A 16,726-nucleotide genomic window follows, 5' to 3' on the forward strand; every position below is an offset into this window, starting at 1 on the left:
AACGTAAAGCTAGGTAAATTTTATTGAGCTATGGCAATTAGAGGTGATTTATTAACTGCTTAGAAACAAATTCAGCAATCCAAGGTTGAGCGTCTGGTTTAGGGTGCAAACCATCCGCCATCATCCAATCTGGGTAGTCACGCATGATGGGTTCAAGCATAAACGGTACGAGAGGGATCTGCTGTGCGTTAGCAACTTTTGGATAGAGATCAGAAAATGCTTGGGTATAGCGTTTGCCGTAATTGGGTAGAACATGAATTTGCATCAGAATGGGTTGGGCATCGATAGCTTTTACTTGACCAATAATTGAAACAAGGTTGTTCTCGATTAAGTTAGGTGGAAAACCTCGTAAGCCGTCGTTAGCGCCCAGTTCGATTAATACGATATTGGGTTTGTGTTCATCGAGCAGTTTTGGCAATCGAGCAAGGCCGTTGCCGGTGGTATCACCGGAGATGCTACCGTTTATTACCGTCACGGGTTTGCCTTTATCGGCTAAAACATTTGGTAATAAACTTGGCCAAGCTTTTTCAATAGGCATTTGATAGCCTGCACTTAAGCTATCCCCAAGTACTAACAGCGTGGTCGCTGACACAGGACTGATCATAAAACTGGCGAGCAATAAGGAAAGAAGTCGTAACATGCAAACATCCGTAATTAAGGCAACATCTTTATACAAGACAGTTTCCACTAAACAAGAAAATTTAACAATCTTAAAAGATATCAACTTGGAGATTGAAGCCGGTGAAAGTGTCGCGATAGTTGGTACGTCTGGGGCTGGAAAATCGACCTTAATGACGTTGCTTGCAGGTTTGGATACCCCTAGTGAAGGCGATGTCGAATTACTCGGACAAAGACTCTCACACTTGGATGATGAGGCGAGGGCGAAGATCCGTAGTGAGTCGGTGGGGTTTGTATTCCAGAGTTTCCTGCTGATCCCGAGTTTATCGGCAATCGATAATGTGACCTTACCATGCTTGCTTAAAAGTGAAGCGGAAGATAAACAGCGTGCTAAAGAACTGTTGGAGTCGGTCGGGTTAGGCCACCGCATCAGTCATTCACCTGCTCAGCTTTCTGGTGGTGAGCAACAACGTGTTGCTTTAGCCCGTGCGTTTATGATTGAACCAAAAATTCTCTTTGCTGATGAACCAACCGGTAATTTAGATCAAAAAACTGCCGCGAAAGTCATTGACCTGCTGTTTGAACTCAATAAAAAACATGGCACCACTTTGGTACTGGTTACCCACGATATGGCGTTAGCGGCTAAGTGTGATCGCACCATAACTATCCAAGCCGGTCAATTAGAGGCGTAGCGCTATGTCACATGTGAATCAAAACAGTCTAAATAAAGGTGGTTTGAACCGGTATCTGTTTAATTGGAGCATCAGTGAAATACGCCATGGTCAGCTCTGGCCAGTATCTATTGCTTTAACCTTAATTATCGCCTCGATTTTTGCTTTAACTGCGCTCACAGAGCGAATGGAGCAGGTGATTGTCAAGCAAGGCAAAGAGGCTTTGACTGCTGACAGTGTTTATAGCTCGTCCAATCCGATTCCGGAGACCTTGATGACTGCGGTCAAAACTGAAAATCTGCAATCTTCGTCTATGGTTCGTTTCGCGACTATGGCGTTTAGTGATAACGCCATGAAACTCATCACAGTTAAGTCAGTGGAAAGCAGTTATCCATTGCAAGGCGAACTTAGGCTTAGCCAGCAAGGCGAAGCGGCAAGTGAAGTACAAGTCGGGCAACTCTGGCTTGATGAGCGATTGTTTTCTCAGCTGGAGGTTAATGAGGGTGACGTTGTCACAGTGGGCGATGCTGACTTTACGGTGACAGGCAGAATCGTTGAGGAACCCGGACTCAGTTTTAACCCTTTCCAGCAGATGCCGAGTGCTTACATCCACTCCTCTGATCTTGATAAGACTGGCGCAGTCCAACTAGGCAGTAGGGTCCGCTATAACTTATTTTTAAATGGTGATGAAGCCCAAATCGAATCGGTTAAGCAAAGTGTTGAATTAACGCCGAGTGATTCGTGGCGCGATCAAAATAGTGCCAGTCGCACTAACGATATGTTCCAGCGTACCCAGCAATACCTTTCTTTGACGGTCGCCATCGTCGTTATCATGGCAGCAACAACTCTGGTACTGACTTGCCAGCACTACGTGGCGACGCGCAAAAAAAGCATCGCGATGTTAAAAAGCTTAGGAGCGCGCCGTGGTTGGTTGATTCGCTGGCTAACGATTCAATTAGCGATTCTGTTGATTAGTGCCTCGGTTATCGGAGTGTTATTTGGTATTGGGCTAGAGTTCCTGCTCAGAATTCCACTGGTCGATTTACTGCCTAGTCCGTTACCAGGTTATGGGCTGATGCCTGCGGTTATTGCTATTGGTACTAGCTTGCTTATTGCTGTACCAGCGCTGGGTATTCCATTTGTTCATCTGCTACGTATTAATGCGGTTAACGTGATGCAACCGCAAGTCAGTAAGACAACGCCATGGTCATATGCGCTGGTACTGGTACCCGTGTTACCAATGTTATTTGCCTATCAAAATAACTTGTTGGTTTGGTTGGTGTTAGGCGGCATTGTCGTGTTGTTTGCAGTGTTAGGTTTTATCAGTCTTATTGCTACCCGTACCTTAGCGAAACTGCCTCTCAATACAGAGTTTAAATTGGCGCTAAGCCGTATTAATCGCTCTGCTTTGGCTACGGGTGTTCAGTTTGGCGCGCTGTCACTCTCGCTAATGCTGTTGGCTGTAATGTGGCTGGTAAGAACGGATTTGCTTTCTGATTGGCAGCAAACTCTACCCGATGATGCGCCAAATGCCTTTGCACTGAATATCGCGCCTTACGAGAAAGACAGTTATCTACAGGTGTTGGATGACAACAATATCGATCGTAGTGATGCTTATCCAATCATCCGTGGGCGTTTGTCCAAGATAAACGGTCAAGAAGCGAAAGAGTATGCGAATGGCGGGAATGATAATGACTCGCTGAGACGCGAAATCAACTTTACTTTCGCTGAGCAAATCCCGAGTCATAACGATTTGCTCGACGGTAGCTGGCAGCCAAACGGTGGCGTATCGGTAGAGAAAGAGGTGGCGGATGACCTCAACATTAAAGTGGGTGACGAGCTTAGCTTCGTTATCAACAGCCAACCAGTGAAAGCGAGAGTAGACTCTATCCGTCATGTGGAATGGCGCGATATGAAGCCAAACTTCTATTTTATCTTTAGTCCGGATGTTATGGAGCAGATCCCAGCGACGTATCTTGTGAGTTTTAGAATTGACGCACAGCATGACCAATTACTTAATGATCTCTCACGACAACATCCAACGGTTAGTCTGATGGATATACGCGTGATGGGCGCGAAAATTCAAGAGTTGGTAAGACAGATAGTTTGGGCTGTGACTTTGTTGGCTTCTTTAAGTGTGATTGCAGGAGTCGTGCTGATTTTCACTTTGTTACGACTCAGCCTGGGGCAAAGACAGAGTGAGATCCAACTTTATCGAACATTAGGCGCGAGTCGCAAACGGGTAGTGAGGACTATCTGGGCGGAATATGGAGTAATGGCGATCGTTGCTGGGTCGATTGCAGTATTAGGTGCAGAAATTATTGTGGGGGCGATCATGAAATGGGGGTTTGAGCTAGAAAGTAAGTTGCATTTTGGCTTGTGGATCCTACTTCCGTTGCTGGCTTTTTGCACACTTGGTTTAGTTGTGAACAGCTTGATAAATAGGCTATTAGTGCCGATAAATAAAGAGTTTAGCTAAGTCAACATGGAATAAAATGCGCAGTTACCCACAGAAGCTGTGGATAAAGTTTGGGATAACTTAAATGGCCTAGATTTGCGCAAACGCGGCAAGCCAGTAAAACCCGCGTTTAGCGCAAATTTATTATTCACACAGATGGCTTTTTGCGAATTCAGCGAAAATGCGTCAAGCTTTTTTTATCTTTTTTTACGGCGAAAATCAGCTCAAATTGCCTTGAAAAAAATGTGATTTTATTAACATCGCAAAGGCATTAAAATGTGCCGAGAATTAATGAATTTCAATATCTAATGAATCAAATGATTGATCAAATCTCTAGCCCTACAGTGGCGGTTGTTGGAGGCGGTATCGCCGGTGCGACGGCTGCACTTCATTTGGCCGAACTCGGCGTAAAAGTCGATCTTATTGAAAAGAATGAGAGTTTAGTTAGCGGACCACCCATTTGTCACCTGCATGCTGGTGGTAATCTATATCGTGAGATTTCTGTAGAACAGTGTATCGACTTGTTGGCTCAGTCCATCGAGTCTGTTCGTCTTTATCCGCATACCTTAAATCGCCGACCAACATTGATCGTTGTTCCACATAGCGATGGGGGTGATCCTTTAGCATTGTTACCGCGCCTAGAGCAAATTCGCTCGGTTTATCAAACCCTAGTAGAGCAAGATGGACGTAACCAAGTGCTGGGTGACCCGAAACAGTATTTTAAGCTTTACTATCGTGATGATCTTGAAGTGTTGAAAGCGCAACATCAACCTGCGGATCCTCGAAGCTATGACGATTGGTTAATTCCATTCGCGCAAAACACCGATTTAGAAAACATTAAGTACCCTGTCGTGGCGGTGAATGAATTTGGTTGGAGCGTTTTCCGTATCGCTGCTTCGGCCATGTTGGTACTGGAAAAGTCACCTCTTTGTGAATTAAAAACCGCAACAAAACTCGTTGATATGAGATGGGATGAGAAACAGTGGTTGCTGATATTGGAAAGCCACGACGGTGAAGTATTAACGACCCAGCAACAAGCTTATGACTACGTGATAAACGCTTGTGGATTTGAAACGGGCATCCTTGATGACTTAGTAGCAGCTCCACGTCAGCGAATGGTTGAATTTAAGGCTGCTTATGTCACGAAGTGGGCTGACAACAACGTCCTTTGGCCTGAAGTGATTTTTCATGGTCCGAGAGGCACTGAAAATGGCATGGCGCAGCTAACGCCTTACGCTAACTCTGTATTTCAACTGCATGGGATGACTAAAGGCATTACGCTGTTTGATGATGGTTTAGTCAGCAGTTGTCAGCAGTCTTCCCAGCCAAAACTGCCACCGCAGCTTGAAAACAAAATCGTAAATGGCTGGCGAGAAGAGGTTCGTGTTGATCGTAGTGTTAAAGCGATTAAGCACATGAGCCGATTCGTACCTGATTATGATAGTGCCACTGAGTTTGGTTTGCCTCTTTTCGGAGCGCAGCAAATTCCGGGTGACGATGAAACGCTACGAGCGGCTGACGTTTCATTTGCTCAGCAACATTATGCTCGAATTGAGGTTGTTAAAGGTTCGTCGGCTCTGGAAGCGGTGCGTAAGATTGTTTCTGAGTGGGACCTCGCTGACACTGAAAATAAAAGTATTGAGGAGCTCCACCCACTAGCGTGCGCTTTAAGTGAAGCAGACGTAGAAGCGAAAGCCAAACAACTGGCACTAGGTCGTGGCTATCCACAAGAATTAGCACAAATCTATGGCTACTAATAAAAAGGCTACTAACAAAAGTCTTACTAACAACAAACTTACAAGCAGCAAGCTTATTAGCCTTAAGTTGTGATGATGAGAGCAACATAAACAATCAGAAGCCAGCCTAATGCTGGCTTCTTTTTTGAGCTTAGTAACTAGGGGAAACTAGTAACCAAAATAATTAGCCCACATTACCCAGTCGGATTGCAGCTCTTCTAAATTTCCTTTGACGAAACGAACTTTTTGTCCGGGTTTCGCTTGAGCTAATCTCGGTAGGTCAATGCGTGATACGCAGCCAATCTTTGGGTAGCCACCAATGGTTTGCCGATCACTCAGCAGCACAATTGGTTGTCCATCAGGGGGCAGTTGAATCGCGCCAAACGCAATACCTTCACTTTGCATATTGATGTCTGGTATTTCAACCGTGTGCTTTTCAATTGAATCTATTTGCAGACGATATCCCATTCGGTTGATGTTTTTGCTTACTTCAAATTCAGTGTTGTAGAACCAATTGATTACGGTTTTAGGCAATGCGGCTTTTTGATAGCCTTCAACAACGCGCAGGGTGACCGGTAGGTCATAATCAGGAACAAAACGGAAGCTTAACTGTTTCTTTTCAAAGTACTGATTAGCCAGCAATGGTTGGTAAGGAAGTTCATCGCCATCTTTAAGTGGTGCGCCACCGCCAAGCCCGCCAAGTGAGTCACGCTCAACCGTGGCGCAGCTACCCAGTTGGCAAGGAGTAGTAAAGCCACCAAGCACGGCGAGGTAACAGCGTAGGCCATTACTCGGAAGAGCAAACTTTATCACTTGCCCCTTGTTAGCAATGAATGTAGACCAATTGGCAAGTGGCACACCATCTAGCGTTGCTTTCAAATCAGCGCCACAGATAGCAAAGGCATTTTTCTCACTCACCTCAAGCTCAACTTGCCCTAGAGTTATTTCAATACAAGGCAAATTTACTTTGTTGCCTAGTAGATAGTTCGCCCAACTGTAAGCATATTCATCAACAGGCCCACCTTGAGTAATGCCATTGTGAGCCAACCCGAAGCGACCAAGATCTTGGATTAAACTAAGTGGTCCGGCTTTTATTACCTTGAGAACTCCTTGACTCATTCGAACACTCCTTGGATGGTCCCACCTAGCTGAATATATTCATTACGATCGATGGCATAAAATTGGATTCGACTGCCAACTTTATAGGGCATCATTGGCACGTTCTCAGGGGAGTAGAGTTCCATAGGGCAATTACCTATGATATTCCATCCCCCGGGGGATTGGTTTGGGTATACCGCAGTGCGTGATTCTGCAATGCCGACGCTTCCTTTTGCTACAGACAGTCGCGGGGTTTCGAGTCTTGGTAACCTGAGTCGCTCGTTAACGTCGCCCATAAAGGCGAAACCGGGCGCAAAACCAATTGATTGAACGGTATAAACCTGTCCGGTATGCAGTTCAATCAATTGCGCTAACGAAATCCCATTGCGTTCGTATCGCTCAATATCAGGAGCGACTTCGTTGTTGTAATAGACCGGAAGCTTGATAAGTTCACCTCGCGACAAACCGAGTTGCTCGATATCAATCTCTTTGCAGCAACGAGTGATTAATTCGCTTAGACGGTCTAAAGTGACTCGGTGCGGTAGATAGTCTATTAAGATGGTGTTTACCGCCGGTGTGATATTCATAATCACTGGATGGTATTGGCGATAAAACTCCTCGGTAAACTCACCAATGATCATTGGTAATAGGCTTTCATCTGCTGCTTTAAACTCAACAATGAGTGCACACTCAGAGACAGGACTGACCGTTATATCAATGCTCATATTAATCTCCGATTAAATCACGTAATTCTTGCAGAATGGCTAAAGCTTGAGGGTTGTCCCCGTGGACGCAAACCGTATCGGCATCGATTGAGATAATTTGACCATCAATGGTTTCGACTCTGCCATGCTGAACCAATTGCTCAACTTGATTTATGACAACATCTGCTTCGGTGTGAACGGCGCCTTTGTGATTACGAGGGGCGAGTGTGCCATCGCCTTGGTAAGCTCGGTCTGCAAATGCTTCGAATAAAAGTGGCACTTCATATCGATCTGCGATATCGAGAAACGGTTCTGTATTCGTATGTGCCAGCATCATTAATGGCACGCCAAAACAGGACGCAGCATCAACCACGGATTCAAAGATAGAGAGATCCTTAACCATATCGTTATACAAAGCGCCATGAGGTTTAATATAGCTCAACTCACTATTGAAGCTTTCACACATCGCTTTTAATGCGCCGACTTGATAGATCAAACTGTAGGTGAGTTCGTCACTGTCCATAGGGATCGTACGTCTTCCGAACCCAAGAATATCGGGATAACTCGGATGGGCGCCAATTTTTACGTCATATTGAATTGCCAATTTGATGGTGTTTGCCATGGTTTTTGGATCAGAGGCATGGAAACCACAGGCGATGTTAGCCATATCAATTAATGGCATGACTTCGGTGTCATTGCCCATTGTCCAATGTCCATAGCTTTCGCCCATGTCACAATTCAAGGTGATCGTTGGCTTACTCATCATCATTCCTTATGCTATCACTGCGCTTTTCTATCAACGCTAACAGTCGGTCTAGGTGTCTAAACTAGAGTCGTGACTAAATTTATCTCTTTCACTGTCATAACTAACACTAGCCTAATCTTTAACTACACCATACCGCAACGTAATACCTTAACGTAAATTTACTTATAGCGTCTGTGATGGTGTTACCAGCTTAAGTCACAGATTTATATCGATTAACCGTGCATTTGTATGAGATTCGCTCTCTGCGGATAAGTAGGGAGTCAAGATAGAAAAAAGGCGCCGAATGGCGCCTTAATCATAATTAAAGATAGATTGTGGTCTATGTGTACGGGTTATGCGTACATTGGCACTAGAACCAAGGTACCAAGGATGACCGTAATCAAACCGCCCAACACCGGTACTGAAGTACGTTTTACCACTTCAAACGGACTGATTTTACCCATACCAGATGTTGCAACGACGACGCCTGATACTGGTGAGATTGTACGACCTAGGTTTGAAGCCTGTAGCATCGGGATAATCAAGAACGCAGGGCTTAGACCCATTTTCGCCGCTAGCGCAGGAGCAAGCTCTACAAACGCGTAGAATGGTGCGTTACCAGAACCTGTCGCGATTGCTGCTGCAACGGTTAGACCAGTCAGGATAAGCATCAATGCAATACCGCCAGCACCTGCTGTTTCTGCTAAGTGAAGTAGGTTATCAATAGCGCCAATCGACATCAGACCTTGAGCAAACACGCCAGCTGCAACTAACAGCATTACTACGCCTTTAAATGCGTCAGCCATACCTTCATAACACGCTTCTAAATCGACCAGCGTCGCTTTACCGTCAAAACGCTTAGTGGCGTAATCAACTAAAGCACCAACGAAAATTGACAGCACAACAATGGTATAGATATCCAGTGAAAGACCAGGGATAGTGCGACCGTTGAACAAGAAAACACCGATGATTGGCAAGAATGGCAAAATGCAGTAGTACGCAGGTGCTTTTACCTCAATATGCGAAACGTCTACACGCTCCATAGGGGTATTGTCTTTCTTATCCAGGTATTTATTCCAGAAATACGCTGCAACAGACATAACTGCGATAGCGGCAATTGATACTGGCAGAACTGTTTGAACCGCAAATACATCAAGCGCCATGCCGGATTTTTCAGCAGCAATAACCACATCACCTGATGTTGGCGAAAGAATGATAGCGGCAGGTGATGCACATACGGCAACAGCCGCTGGACGAGAAATACCCATCGCGGTCATCATTGGGAATAGTGTTGCCATTAGAAGCACGCCTAGACCCGTTGCAGAACTCACCGCAAGCGACATCAAACAAGCAACAATGTACGCTGCAACAAGCAGAGCATAAGGAGATTTAATGACAGATAGTGGCTTAGAAAACTGTTTAACAACGACATTGTTAGCGCCAATATGAGTCATGTAATGAGCAAAGCCACACAACAGCATGATTTGCATACCTAAACCGCCACCGCGGTTTTGCAGCATAAATTTCACGTACTCAAGTGAGTCAGTGATCATGTTGCCAGTTGATGCAATCTTGCTTGGTAGAATAGTGTGACCAAGAATACCGGTCAAAATCAGTAATGTAATACCGGCAGTGAGAAGAACGCCGGCAGGTTTGTATCCCTTGACAATAAAATAGCCGACCGCAACGGTGACAACTAATCCAATTAGAAGCTCCAGCATAAATAACCTCTGTAGATAATTAAAAATATGACAAACTGTGTCAAAGTGTGTTGGGAAATCTACAGAAAAATGATTTGTGGCACGAGTAAAACTTGTACTACTCATGATCTAAAACAATAAATTGCAATATTTAGATTAAAGGGTGATTTACTCGGTAGTTCGACAGGAATATAGATGATATTAAATGAGGCAGTCTAAATTCTAACTCGCAATTGTATGCAAATTGACCATTTCTAGGCATTGAGGCATGGCGAGATAGTAACCCTGATAAAAATCGACATTTAATACCTTCATTGCTTCTAATTGCTCTGCGGTTTCAATGCCTTCTACCACGACTTTTGCGTCCACTCGTTTAGCGAGATCTAAGCCATTTAGTAATGGTTCTAAGTTGCCCTCCATATAAGCAAGCAGCAGAGAACGGTCAATTTTAAGGATGTTTGGTTTAATTTCTTCGACGCGCTGATGGTTTGACGCTTGCATGCCGAAATCATCGATAGCGATTTGAAAGCCAACATCAGACAATCTTTTCATGGCATTTTTCAAACAGCGTTCGTCATTAGCATCTTGCTCAACGACTTCCATAACAATCTGGTCAGCAGAGAGTTCTAACTCTTTAATTCGACGCCTAAGTAGATCGACTCTGATATCTTCTAAGGCAAAAAACTCCCCCGCTGATGGTAGTACATTGAGAAACAGTTGCTTGTCTCGATGAATGGAGTTAGCAAAGTTGCGAATATGGATAACGCGACTTAAACGCTCAACGTTAATTTTATCTTCCAAGTCGATCTTGGGTGAGTCAAAGAACATATCGGGGCGTATACATTCTTGATTTTCATTAGTGATACGGACTAATGCTTCAACGCCAATTACCTGTAAATCTCGATCAAAAATCGCCTGATAAACGCTTCTCAAGTGAAGTTGTTTGTATTGAGCTGTGTGTTCGAGGTGTTCGTTGCAATGAACGCGACTTTGAAACTGAGTTTGTGTAGACAAAAGCATTATTATGGTGCCTCAGGGAACTAAATAGCGTGTGTATACGCGATTTATCATATTGTCTGTGACGCTATTTTTGTCAACGGATAACATAAATAAAGCCGATATAACGCAAAACATAGTTCAATAAATTTGATGTTGAGTCTAAAGTTACGATAATTATCAATATCTTATTGACGTAACGCCTAATAATCGCTTGTCTCCCTATTAATATGCTTTATTAGGTATTTTTACTACGTTTTTAACGCTTTATCTGGTGACGTTTATCAACGCTCATCAAAGAAATCTTTGTTGCGAATATACTTGCTCATCAAATGGTATGAAAATGGTCGAATTAACCACGAGCCCATGGAACGACCTAATCGTATAATGGACGATGTGTTTTCATAAATACGACCATTGTATAGCCAAAGCATCTTTCCAACATGGCGATAATAGACAGGCAGGGGTGGAAGATAGGTAACAATGTCAAGATCGCAGCATATTCTATAAGTCCGTTGTTTAAGCCGATAGTTTCTTTCTAAGGCTCTGCCGCCAATAGCCGGCTGACCAAACGTTACCACACGCTTGACGGAGTTAGGAAAGTGGTGTTCTGTAGCATCAGCAAGAACATTTGCTATTGCGCCGCCAGATGAGTGACCAGTGAAGGTAATACGTTTACCAGAAAGGATTAATGGAGAGATAACCGCTATTAGACGTTCGTAGACTGTGCTACCAAGTTTATCTTGTTTATGAATGGGTTGGCTCTCTTGGTTAATTTGATAACCATATCCTGCATGTATGGAATAGTTAAGTTCTTTGACGGCTCTATATTGCCAAAGTGCTAAGTTTAACAGCCAATCTGCCAGGTTATGAGACCCTTTAATCACGACGATCGCTTCGTCATGGTCATTGCTCCATAACACTCTGATCATTGGCTTACCAAATCGATTGGCAATCACTCGTTGACCATTGGGAGCAAATCCGTATCGGGTCTGTTTTAAGACGTGATTATAGGCAAGACTGCACAGTACCGCGTATCGTTCATATTGGTATCGTTTAAGCTTTTTCAAATCCTAAAACTCGATGACTGGTTTTTAACAGTATCCAGATCGGGCGTGAAAAAAAGATGACAAGCTAACTGAGTTGGACCACCGAATAGAGTTGAACATACTTACGCACTAATTGTTGATCTGATGCGCGTTTGAGTGGATGAGTCACTTTAGTGTAATAGGGCGAAATAGCGAACCGTTCCTCCAATGAGAGTGACAGTTGAGAATCACTGGTATATAAACTCACTCCCTGCGCACGATACGTCTCGACATCATCAGGTAAATAGCCTGTCCACCAATGTATTAATTCACGGCTCTGTTTACTGCGCGTAATCCAATGATCAGACAATAGTAATAACAAGTCATTCGGCTGAATGGCGTAATCATACTCCGCTTGCCAATTTTGAATGGTCTTGAATAACTTGTTACGACAAGTACTCCCAGCACTCAATAGGTGTGAAGTGACAATCCAGACAGTTCCTACATCAGAAGAGACTCGAAAATGGCTGGCTTGCTCGCTAGAGGGATGAGTCTCTAAAGGCGCATAGCTGCAATCGTGCCCAAATTCCGTCAGCGTTCGGGCTAAACGACGAGAAAATGCCAATGCTAAATGATGTTCACTCATGCCACGATTATGGATAGTAGGGTAGTGTTTTTCACACAGAGCCATGCAATCTGCTTGGAACTCGTTAACACTCTGTATGAGTACATCCAATAACAAAGTTCTTCTCCTCAATTCCTTTTGCAATAGAAATCAAAGATTAGCATGCGTGCACTAAAAACCGTTGCACATTTTGGCTGTTACTCAGTAATCGTCTGACATTTATGCTTAAGATTGAATTTAGGTCACATCTAGTAACAGTTCATTCGAACCTATTCAAAATTTTTGAATAAGTTCATCGATCACAACTTATGTTAACTTTGCAGGTCATATTTAATAATTGTGTTACAACATCAAAGAGAGCAAATAGATAGGGAACGGGCAACACGATGAAACCTGAAGTTAAGAATTACAATATTGTCGCAAGAGCGATCCATTGGGTCTCGGCAATTGTTGTTATCGGTATGTTCGCGGTAGGTTTATGGATGGTTGACCTTTCCTATTACAGTGAATGGTACCGAACCGCGCCACATTGGCACAAATCTATTGGTTTATTATTGGCTATCTTGACGTTCATTCGACTAGTTTGGAAGAGGGTTACACTGTCACCGAAAGTTGAAGGGAACGCCTTTGAGAAATTCGCAGCAAAACTAGTGCATGGTCTGATGTACGTTGTTTTGCTGGTGCTATTTGTCTCTGGTTACTTAATTTCAACCGAAGATGGTCGAGCTATTGATGTATTTGATTGGTTTTCGGTACCTGGCTTAGGCGCCTTGTTTGAAGGACAGGCGGATATCGCTGGGGAAATCCATTTCTACGCGGCTTGGACATTGATAGTTATGGCTGCAGTTCATGCCGCCGCGGCGATAAAACACCACGTTATTGATAAAGACAACACGCTACGCAAAATGATAGGAGCTTCAAAATGAAAAAAACGTTACTTGCTACGGGATTAGCTATGGCGATGCTAGCGCCATTGAGTGCAAGCGCAGCGGATTATGTAATTGATACCAAAGGGGCTCACGCTTCTATTAACTTTAAAGTCAGCCACTTAGGTTATAGCTTTATCAAAGGTCGTTTTAATACCTTCGATGGCAACTTCTCTTACGACCCAGCGAATGTTGAAGCATCAAGCATTACGGTTAACGTGGACACCACGAGCTTAGATTCAAACCATGCCGAGCGTGACAAGCACATACGCAGTTCAGATTTTATCGATGCAGGTAAGTTTTCGAGCGCGACTTTTACAAGTAGTAAAGTGGTTGGTAAAGGTGATGGTAGTTTCGATTTAATCGGCGATCTGAATCTTCATGGTGTAACAAAACCGATTACTATCAATGCCGAAGTCATTGGACTAGGGCAAGACCCTTGGGGTGGCGAGCGAGCTGGTTTTATTGGTACGACACGTTTAGAGCTTGCTGACTTTAATATCCCAGTGATGGGGGATTCGAGTTATGTCGATATGGAACTGCATGTCGAAGGCATAAAGAAATAGTCATTTAATCAATGAAGAAAAGCGCCTAACTTAAGGCGCTTTTTGTTATCAAGGGGTTGCTATCTAGCGGTTTGCTACGCAGATTGCTGGTGAGCTTCTAATACCTCAGTAGGCTTGCCATACACTGAGCGAAGTGCATCAAGAATGTCTAATCGGCTAACCACACCAACCATTTGACCATCTTCAAGTACTGGCAGTACGTGCGGTTTGCTTACTTTGATACTCTTGGCACGTTCTTCTAGTGAAAGTGTAGAGAAGCGTGTTGCAATACCCATTGACGTTGTTGGGTATAGTTGCTCTTTATCGATGCAAAGATACTCAGCGACATCAACCAGTTTGTCGTTAATATCAATCGCGATGACATCGCGTGACATCAAATCAACTACTTTTTGTCCCTGAGTAGGGATGTAATCTTGGCACCATAAATCAACCATCACATCGTGCGCAGAAAAGAATCCAACCAAACGACCTTGAACATCGGTTACTGGTGCGCTTACTTCCTGATTAGAAAGCAAATGATCGATCGCTTTTGGCGTGGTCATGTCTGCAGTAAGAGTGACAGGTTGAGTGTTCATAATGTTTTTGACGATGATGTTGCTGTTCATAGTGTTCTCCTTAACTGACGCAATATTCGCGGTAGTAGTAATTACTGAAATGTTGGCTGCTTTAAGTTGCGGGCGACGGTAAATACACCAGTTCGCCAGCCCGACAAGCACTGCACCACCAACAATATTGCCTAGTGTTACCGGGATAAGATTTGCAGTAATAAACTGCATAATATTCAGATCTGCATATTGAGCCGCTGTTACGCCAGTCATTGACCAAAACGATTCAGGTGCAAAGTTTTGAATTACGATGCCAAGTGGCACCATAAACATGTTTGCTACGCAGTGTTCGAAGCCGCTTGAGACAAACATTGCCACTGGCATGATTGTCATTGCTGCTTTTGTCATTGCATTGGCACTACTAAACGTGAGCCAGATAGCGAGACAAACCAAAAGGTTACAAAGCACACCCAAGGCAAGAGCCTGCACGGTAGTGTGGTGTAACTTGTGTTGGGCGATGTTGAGTGCATTCAGTCCCCACTGTCCGTGATCCATCTGATACAAACCTGCAGCAGATACAATCACTAGCAACAACATCGCCCCAATAAAGTTACCGATGTAAACCTTTCCCCAAATCGAGAGCATCTTGCCAAAACTAATTTGACGATTTGCCCATGAGATGCTGGATAAAACAGAACTTGTAAAAAGCTCGCCACCACATATCACAATTAGGATCAGTCCCATGCTAAAAGCGAGACCACCAGCTAGGCGACTCAGTCCCCAACCAGATTCCGTGGCACCTGTGGTTACTGTGATATAAAAGAGAAACGCCAGCCCGATAAAAGCGCCTGCCATAATGGCGAGACTTAATGTCATACCGGTGTTTTTCTTGGCTTTACTTAATGCAAACTTTTCAGCTTCAGCCATCATTTCAACAGGAGAAAAACATTGATTGTTCGCGTGGTTAGATGACATACGCGCTCCTAGTTGTGATTTTCATAATTACCTCCTTATGTTTATTTGCGAGCTAATCTCTGCATCGCCATTTCAGATTAGGAGGAAATTTTGTACAGGTAAAATTGATAATGTTTACAAATCTCATCAGAAAATTTGATATGCAAAAAAATGTGAGTAGAATGATTTTTGTGCGCGTAACGCACTAAATACCAACAATCATTAGCGTTATAACGAAAAGGAGTGTTATGCGTTATTCTCTGAAACAGTTGGCAGTCTTTGATGCGGTAGCTGACACCGGAAGTGTAAGTCTAGCTGCAGATAAACTCGCATTAACTCAATCCGCGACCAGTATGTCGCTTGCGCAATTAGAAAAGATGCTTGGCAGACCATTGTTCGAGAGGCAAGGTAAGCAAATGGCATTAACCCATTGGGGGAACTGGCTCAGGCCGAAGGCTAAGCGCCTGCTACAAGATGCCCAACAAATCGAGCTAGGTTTTATTGAACAACACCTATTAAGCGGGGAGATCACGATTGGCGCGAGCCAAACGCCAGCCGAGCACTTAATTCCCGACCTTATCAGTAGAATTGATAATGACTTTCCAGAATTACGAATTAAGCTCAATGTGCAAAGTACCGATAACGTTTTACAAGGGTTAATTGACTACAAATTTGATATTGGCATTATTGAAGGCCGCTGCGACGACAACCGTTTACACCAAGAAGAGTGGTGTCGAGATCATTTAACAGTCGTAGCGTCTGCTCATCACCCCTTTGCCAAGTCAGAACGGGTTTCGCTTTCACAGCTAGAACAAGCTCGCTGGGTATTGCGGGAGCATGGTTCTGGTACTCGGATGATTTTTGATAGCTCGATACATCATCTTGTTGAAGATTTGGATGTTTGGCGTGAATACGAGCACGTGCCAGTGCTGCGTCGTATGGTGGCAAATGGGCAATATTTAACTTGTTTGCCGTACTTGGACGTTGAACGCTATATCGAAAGTGGGGCTTTGGTTGCTTTGAATGTACCTGATCTCAATATGGAACGTACTTTGTCGTTTGTTTGGCGGGCTGACATGATTGAAAACCCTCTGGTTGAGTGTATTAAACGAGAAGGATTGAGGATGATGAAAGGCAAATCCGTCTTCTAGATACGTATTTATCTTAAAACATATCGTAAGCCCAAGTTTGTGTGACTTGGGCTTTTTCGTTTGAATATGGATAAGTTGGTTTGATTTAATTATTACCGATTCTGTTGATACATCGATTGCGTCAATGTTTGTGTGTAACTTGTGTTGTTTCGATATTGAAAAATGTGATCGCTATTGTGTTATTTATGCAATTTGCCACTATAGT

At 43.8% G+C, this 16,726-nt stretch carries 15 protein-coding genes; 6 read left to right on the plus strand and 9 right to left on the minus strand.

Annotation, left to right across the window (positions count from 1 at the left end; genetic code table 11):
• Nucleotides 1-37 precede the first annotated feature (37 nt).
• Nucleotides 38-640: an arylesterase gene (locus tag IRQ95_RS14910; RefSeq protein ID WP_194437663.1), complete on the minus strand. Its 603-nt coding sequence runs from the start codon at nucleotides 638-640 to the stop codon at nucleotides 38-40.
• Between IRQ95_RS14910 and IRQ95_RS14915 the strand changes: the two genes are divergently transcribed.
• The 3 genes from IRQ95_RS14915 (at nucleotide 639) to IRQ95_RS14925 (ending at nucleotide 5,504) form a co-directional block, all read left to right on the plus strand.
• Nucleotides 639-1,310 carry an ABC transporter ATP-binding protein gene (locus tag IRQ95_RS14915; RefSeq protein ID WP_194437664.1) on the plus strand — a complete coding sequence of 224 codons (672 nt, stop codon included), beginning with the start codon at nucleotides 639-641 and terminating at the stop codon, nucleotides 1,308-1,310. The genes IRQ95_RS14910 and IRQ95_RS14915 overlap by 2 nt on opposite strands.
• A 4-nt stretch (nucleotides 1,311-1,314) precedes the next feature.
• On the plus strand, nucleotides 1,315-3,768 hold the full coding sequence (locus tag IRQ95_RS14920) for an ABC transporter permease (protein ID WP_194437665.1): 2,454 nt from the start codon (nucleotides 1,315-1,317) through the stop codon (nucleotides 3,766-3,768).
• A gap of 287 nt (nucleotides 3,769-4,055) precedes the next feature.
• Nucleotides 4,056-5,504, plus strand: coding sequence for an FAD-dependent oxidoreductase (locus IRQ95_RS14925; RefSeq protein ID WP_194437703.1), 1,449 nt, complete (start codon nucleotides 4,056-4,058; stop codon nucleotides 5,502-5,504).
• Between the two features lie 147 nt (nucleotides 5,505-5,651).
• On the opposite strand, the gene IRQ95_RS14930 is transcribed toward IRQ95_RS14925, so the two are convergent.
• From IRQ95_RS14930 to IRQ95_RS14960, 7 genes are all read right to left on the minus strand, one after another.
• Complete coding sequence (locus IRQ95_RS14930; protein WP_194437666.1) at nucleotides 5,652-6,602, minus strand: 5-oxoprolinase subunit C family protein; 951 nt, start codon at nucleotides 6,600-6,602, stop codon at nucleotides 5,652-5,654.
• Nucleotides 6,599-7,306 carry a 5-oxoprolinase subunit B family protein gene (locus tag IRQ95_RS14935; protein ID WP_194437667.1) on the minus strand — a complete coding sequence of 236 codons (708 nt, stop codon included), beginning with the start codon at nucleotides 7,304-7,306 and terminating at the stop codon, nucleotides 6,599-6,601. Before IRQ95_RS14935 ends, IRQ95_RS14930 begins: the two co-directional genes overlap by 4 nt.
• Before the next feature lies 1 nt (nucleotide 7,307).
• Nucleotides 7,308-8,048: a 5-oxoprolinase subunit PxpA gene (locus IRQ95_RS14940; protein WP_194437668.1), complete on the minus strand. Its 741-nt coding sequence runs from the start codon at nucleotides 8,046-8,048 to the stop codon at nucleotides 7,308-7,310.
• 335 nt (nucleotides 8,049-8,383) lie between these two features.
• Nucleotides 8,384-9,751 (minus strand): anaerobic C4-dicarboxylate transporter DcuC, encoded by a 1,368-nt coding sequence (gene dcuC, locus IRQ95_RS14945; RefSeq protein WP_123783268.1) that lies wholly within the window; start codon nucleotides 9,749-9,751, stop codon nucleotides 8,384-8,386.
• Nucleotides 9,752-9,952: 201 nt separating this feature from the next.
• Nucleotides 9,953-10,750 carry an EAL domain-containing protein gene (locus IRQ95_RS14950; RefSeq protein WP_194437669.1) on the minus strand — a complete coding sequence of 266 codons (798 nt, stop codon included), beginning with the start codon at nucleotides 10,748-10,750 and terminating at the stop codon, nucleotides 9,953-9,955.
• 260 nt (nucleotides 10,751-11,010) lie between these two features.
• The gene (locus IRQ95_RS14955; RefSeq protein WP_194437670.1) at nucleotides 11,011-11,796 is read right to left on the minus strand and encodes a lipase family protein; all 786 of its coding nucleotides are present in this window, start codon (nucleotides 11,794-11,796) and stop codon (nucleotides 11,011-11,013) included.
• 64 nt (nucleotides 11,797-11,860) lie between these two features.
• Entirely contained in the window at nucleotides 11,861-12,496 is a 636-nt protein-coding gene (locus IRQ95_RS14960) for a hypothetical protein (protein ID WP_194437671.1), read from the minus strand.
• Between the two features lie 269 nt (nucleotides 12,497-12,765).
• Between IRQ95_RS14960 and IRQ95_RS14965 the strand changes: the two genes are divergently transcribed.
• Together IRQ95_RS14965 and IRQ95_RS14970 are read left to right on the plus strand one after the other, a co-directional pair.
• A complete protein-coding gene (locus IRQ95_RS14965) occupies nucleotides 12,766-13,305 on the plus strand; it encodes a cytochrome b (protein ID WP_194437672.1) in 540 nt (179 codons plus the stop codon).
• Nucleotides 13,302-13,871 (plus strand): YceI family protein, encoded by a 570-nt coding sequence (locus tag IRQ95_RS14970; protein WP_194437673.1) that lies wholly within the window; start codon nucleotides 13,302-13,304, stop codon nucleotides 13,869-13,871. The genes IRQ95_RS14965 and IRQ95_RS14970 overlap by 4 nt, the downstream gene beginning before the upstream one ends.
• Before the next feature lie 74 nt (nucleotides 13,872-13,945).
• Here the strand turns inward: IRQ95_RS14970 and focA are convergent, their stop codons facing one another.
• A complete protein-coding gene (gene focA / locus IRQ95_RS14975; RefSeq protein WP_194437674.1) occupies nucleotides 13,946-15,391 on the minus strand; it encodes a formate transporter FocA in 1,446 nt (481 codons plus the stop codon).
• 227 nt (nucleotides 15,392-15,618) lie between these two features.
• Here focA and IRQ95_RS14980 point away from each other — a divergent pair, with 227 nt between their 5' ends.
• Entirely contained in the window at nucleotides 15,619-16,521 is a 903-nt protein-coding gene (locus IRQ95_RS14980; RefSeq protein ID WP_075652636.1) for a LysR substrate-binding domain-containing protein, read from the plus strand.
• Nucleotides 16,522-16,726: the final 205 nt, after the last annotated feature.

Origin of the sequence: Vibrio fluminensis, assembly GCF_015278125.1 — a bacterium.
Taxonomy (GTDB): domain Bacteria; phylum Pseudomonadota; class Gammaproteobacteria; order Enterobacterales; family Vibrionaceae; genus Vibrio; species Vibrio fluminensis.

Bases quoted from the DNA above. Each gene is read 5' to 3' on its own strand.
- IRQ95_RS14950 (WP_194437669.1), bottom strand. From the start codon at position 10,750: ATGCTTTTGTCTACACAAACTCAGTTTCAAAGTCGCGTTCATTGCAAC.
- IRQ95_RS14915 (WP_194437664.1), top strand. From the start codon at position 639: ATGCAAACATCCGTAATTAAGGCAACATCTTTATACAAGACAGTTTCC.
- IRQ95_RS14970 (WP_194437673.1), top strand. From the start codon at position 13,302: ATGAAAAAAACGTTACTTGCTACGGGATTAGCTATGGCGATGCTAGCG.
- IRQ95_RS14940 (WP_194437668.1), bottom strand. From the start codon at position 8,048: ATGAGTAAGCCAACGATCACCTTGAATTGTGACATGGGCGAAAGCTAT.
- dcuC (WP_123783268.1), bottom strand. From the start codon at position 9,751: ATGCTGGAGCTTCTAATTGGATTAGTTGTCACCGTTGCGGTCGGCTAT.
- IRQ95_RS14965 (WP_194437672.1), top strand. From the start codon at position 12,766: ATGAAACCTGAAGTTAAGAATTACAATATTGTCGCAAGAGCGATCCAT.
- IRQ95_RS14980 (WP_075652636.1), top strand. From the start codon at position 15,619: ATGCGTTATTCTCTGAAACAGTTGGCAGTCTTTGATGCGGTAGCTGAC.
- focA (WP_194437674.1), bottom strand. From the start codon at position 15,391: ATGTCATCTAACCACGCGAACAATCAATGTTTTTCTCCTGTTGAAATG.
- IRQ95_RS14930 (WP_194437666.1), bottom strand. From the start codon at position 6,602: ATGAGTCAAGGAGTTCTCAAGGTAATAAAAGCCGGACCACTTAGTTTA.
- IRQ95_RS14920 (WP_194437665.1), top strand. From the start codon at position 1,315: ATGTCACATGTGAATCAAAACAGTCTAAATAAAGGTGGTTTGAACCGG.
- IRQ95_RS14925 (WP_194437703.1), top strand. From the start codon at position 4,056: ATGAATCAAATGATTGATCAAATCTCTAGCCCTACAGTGGCGGTTGTT.
- IRQ95_RS14910 (WP_194437663.1), bottom strand. From the start codon at position 640: ATGTTACGACTTCTTTCCTTATTGCTCGCCAGTTTTATGATCAGTCCT.
- IRQ95_RS14935 (WP_194437667.1), bottom strand. From the start codon at position 7,306: ATGAGCATTGATATAACGGTCAGTCCTGTCTCTGAGTGTGCACTCATT.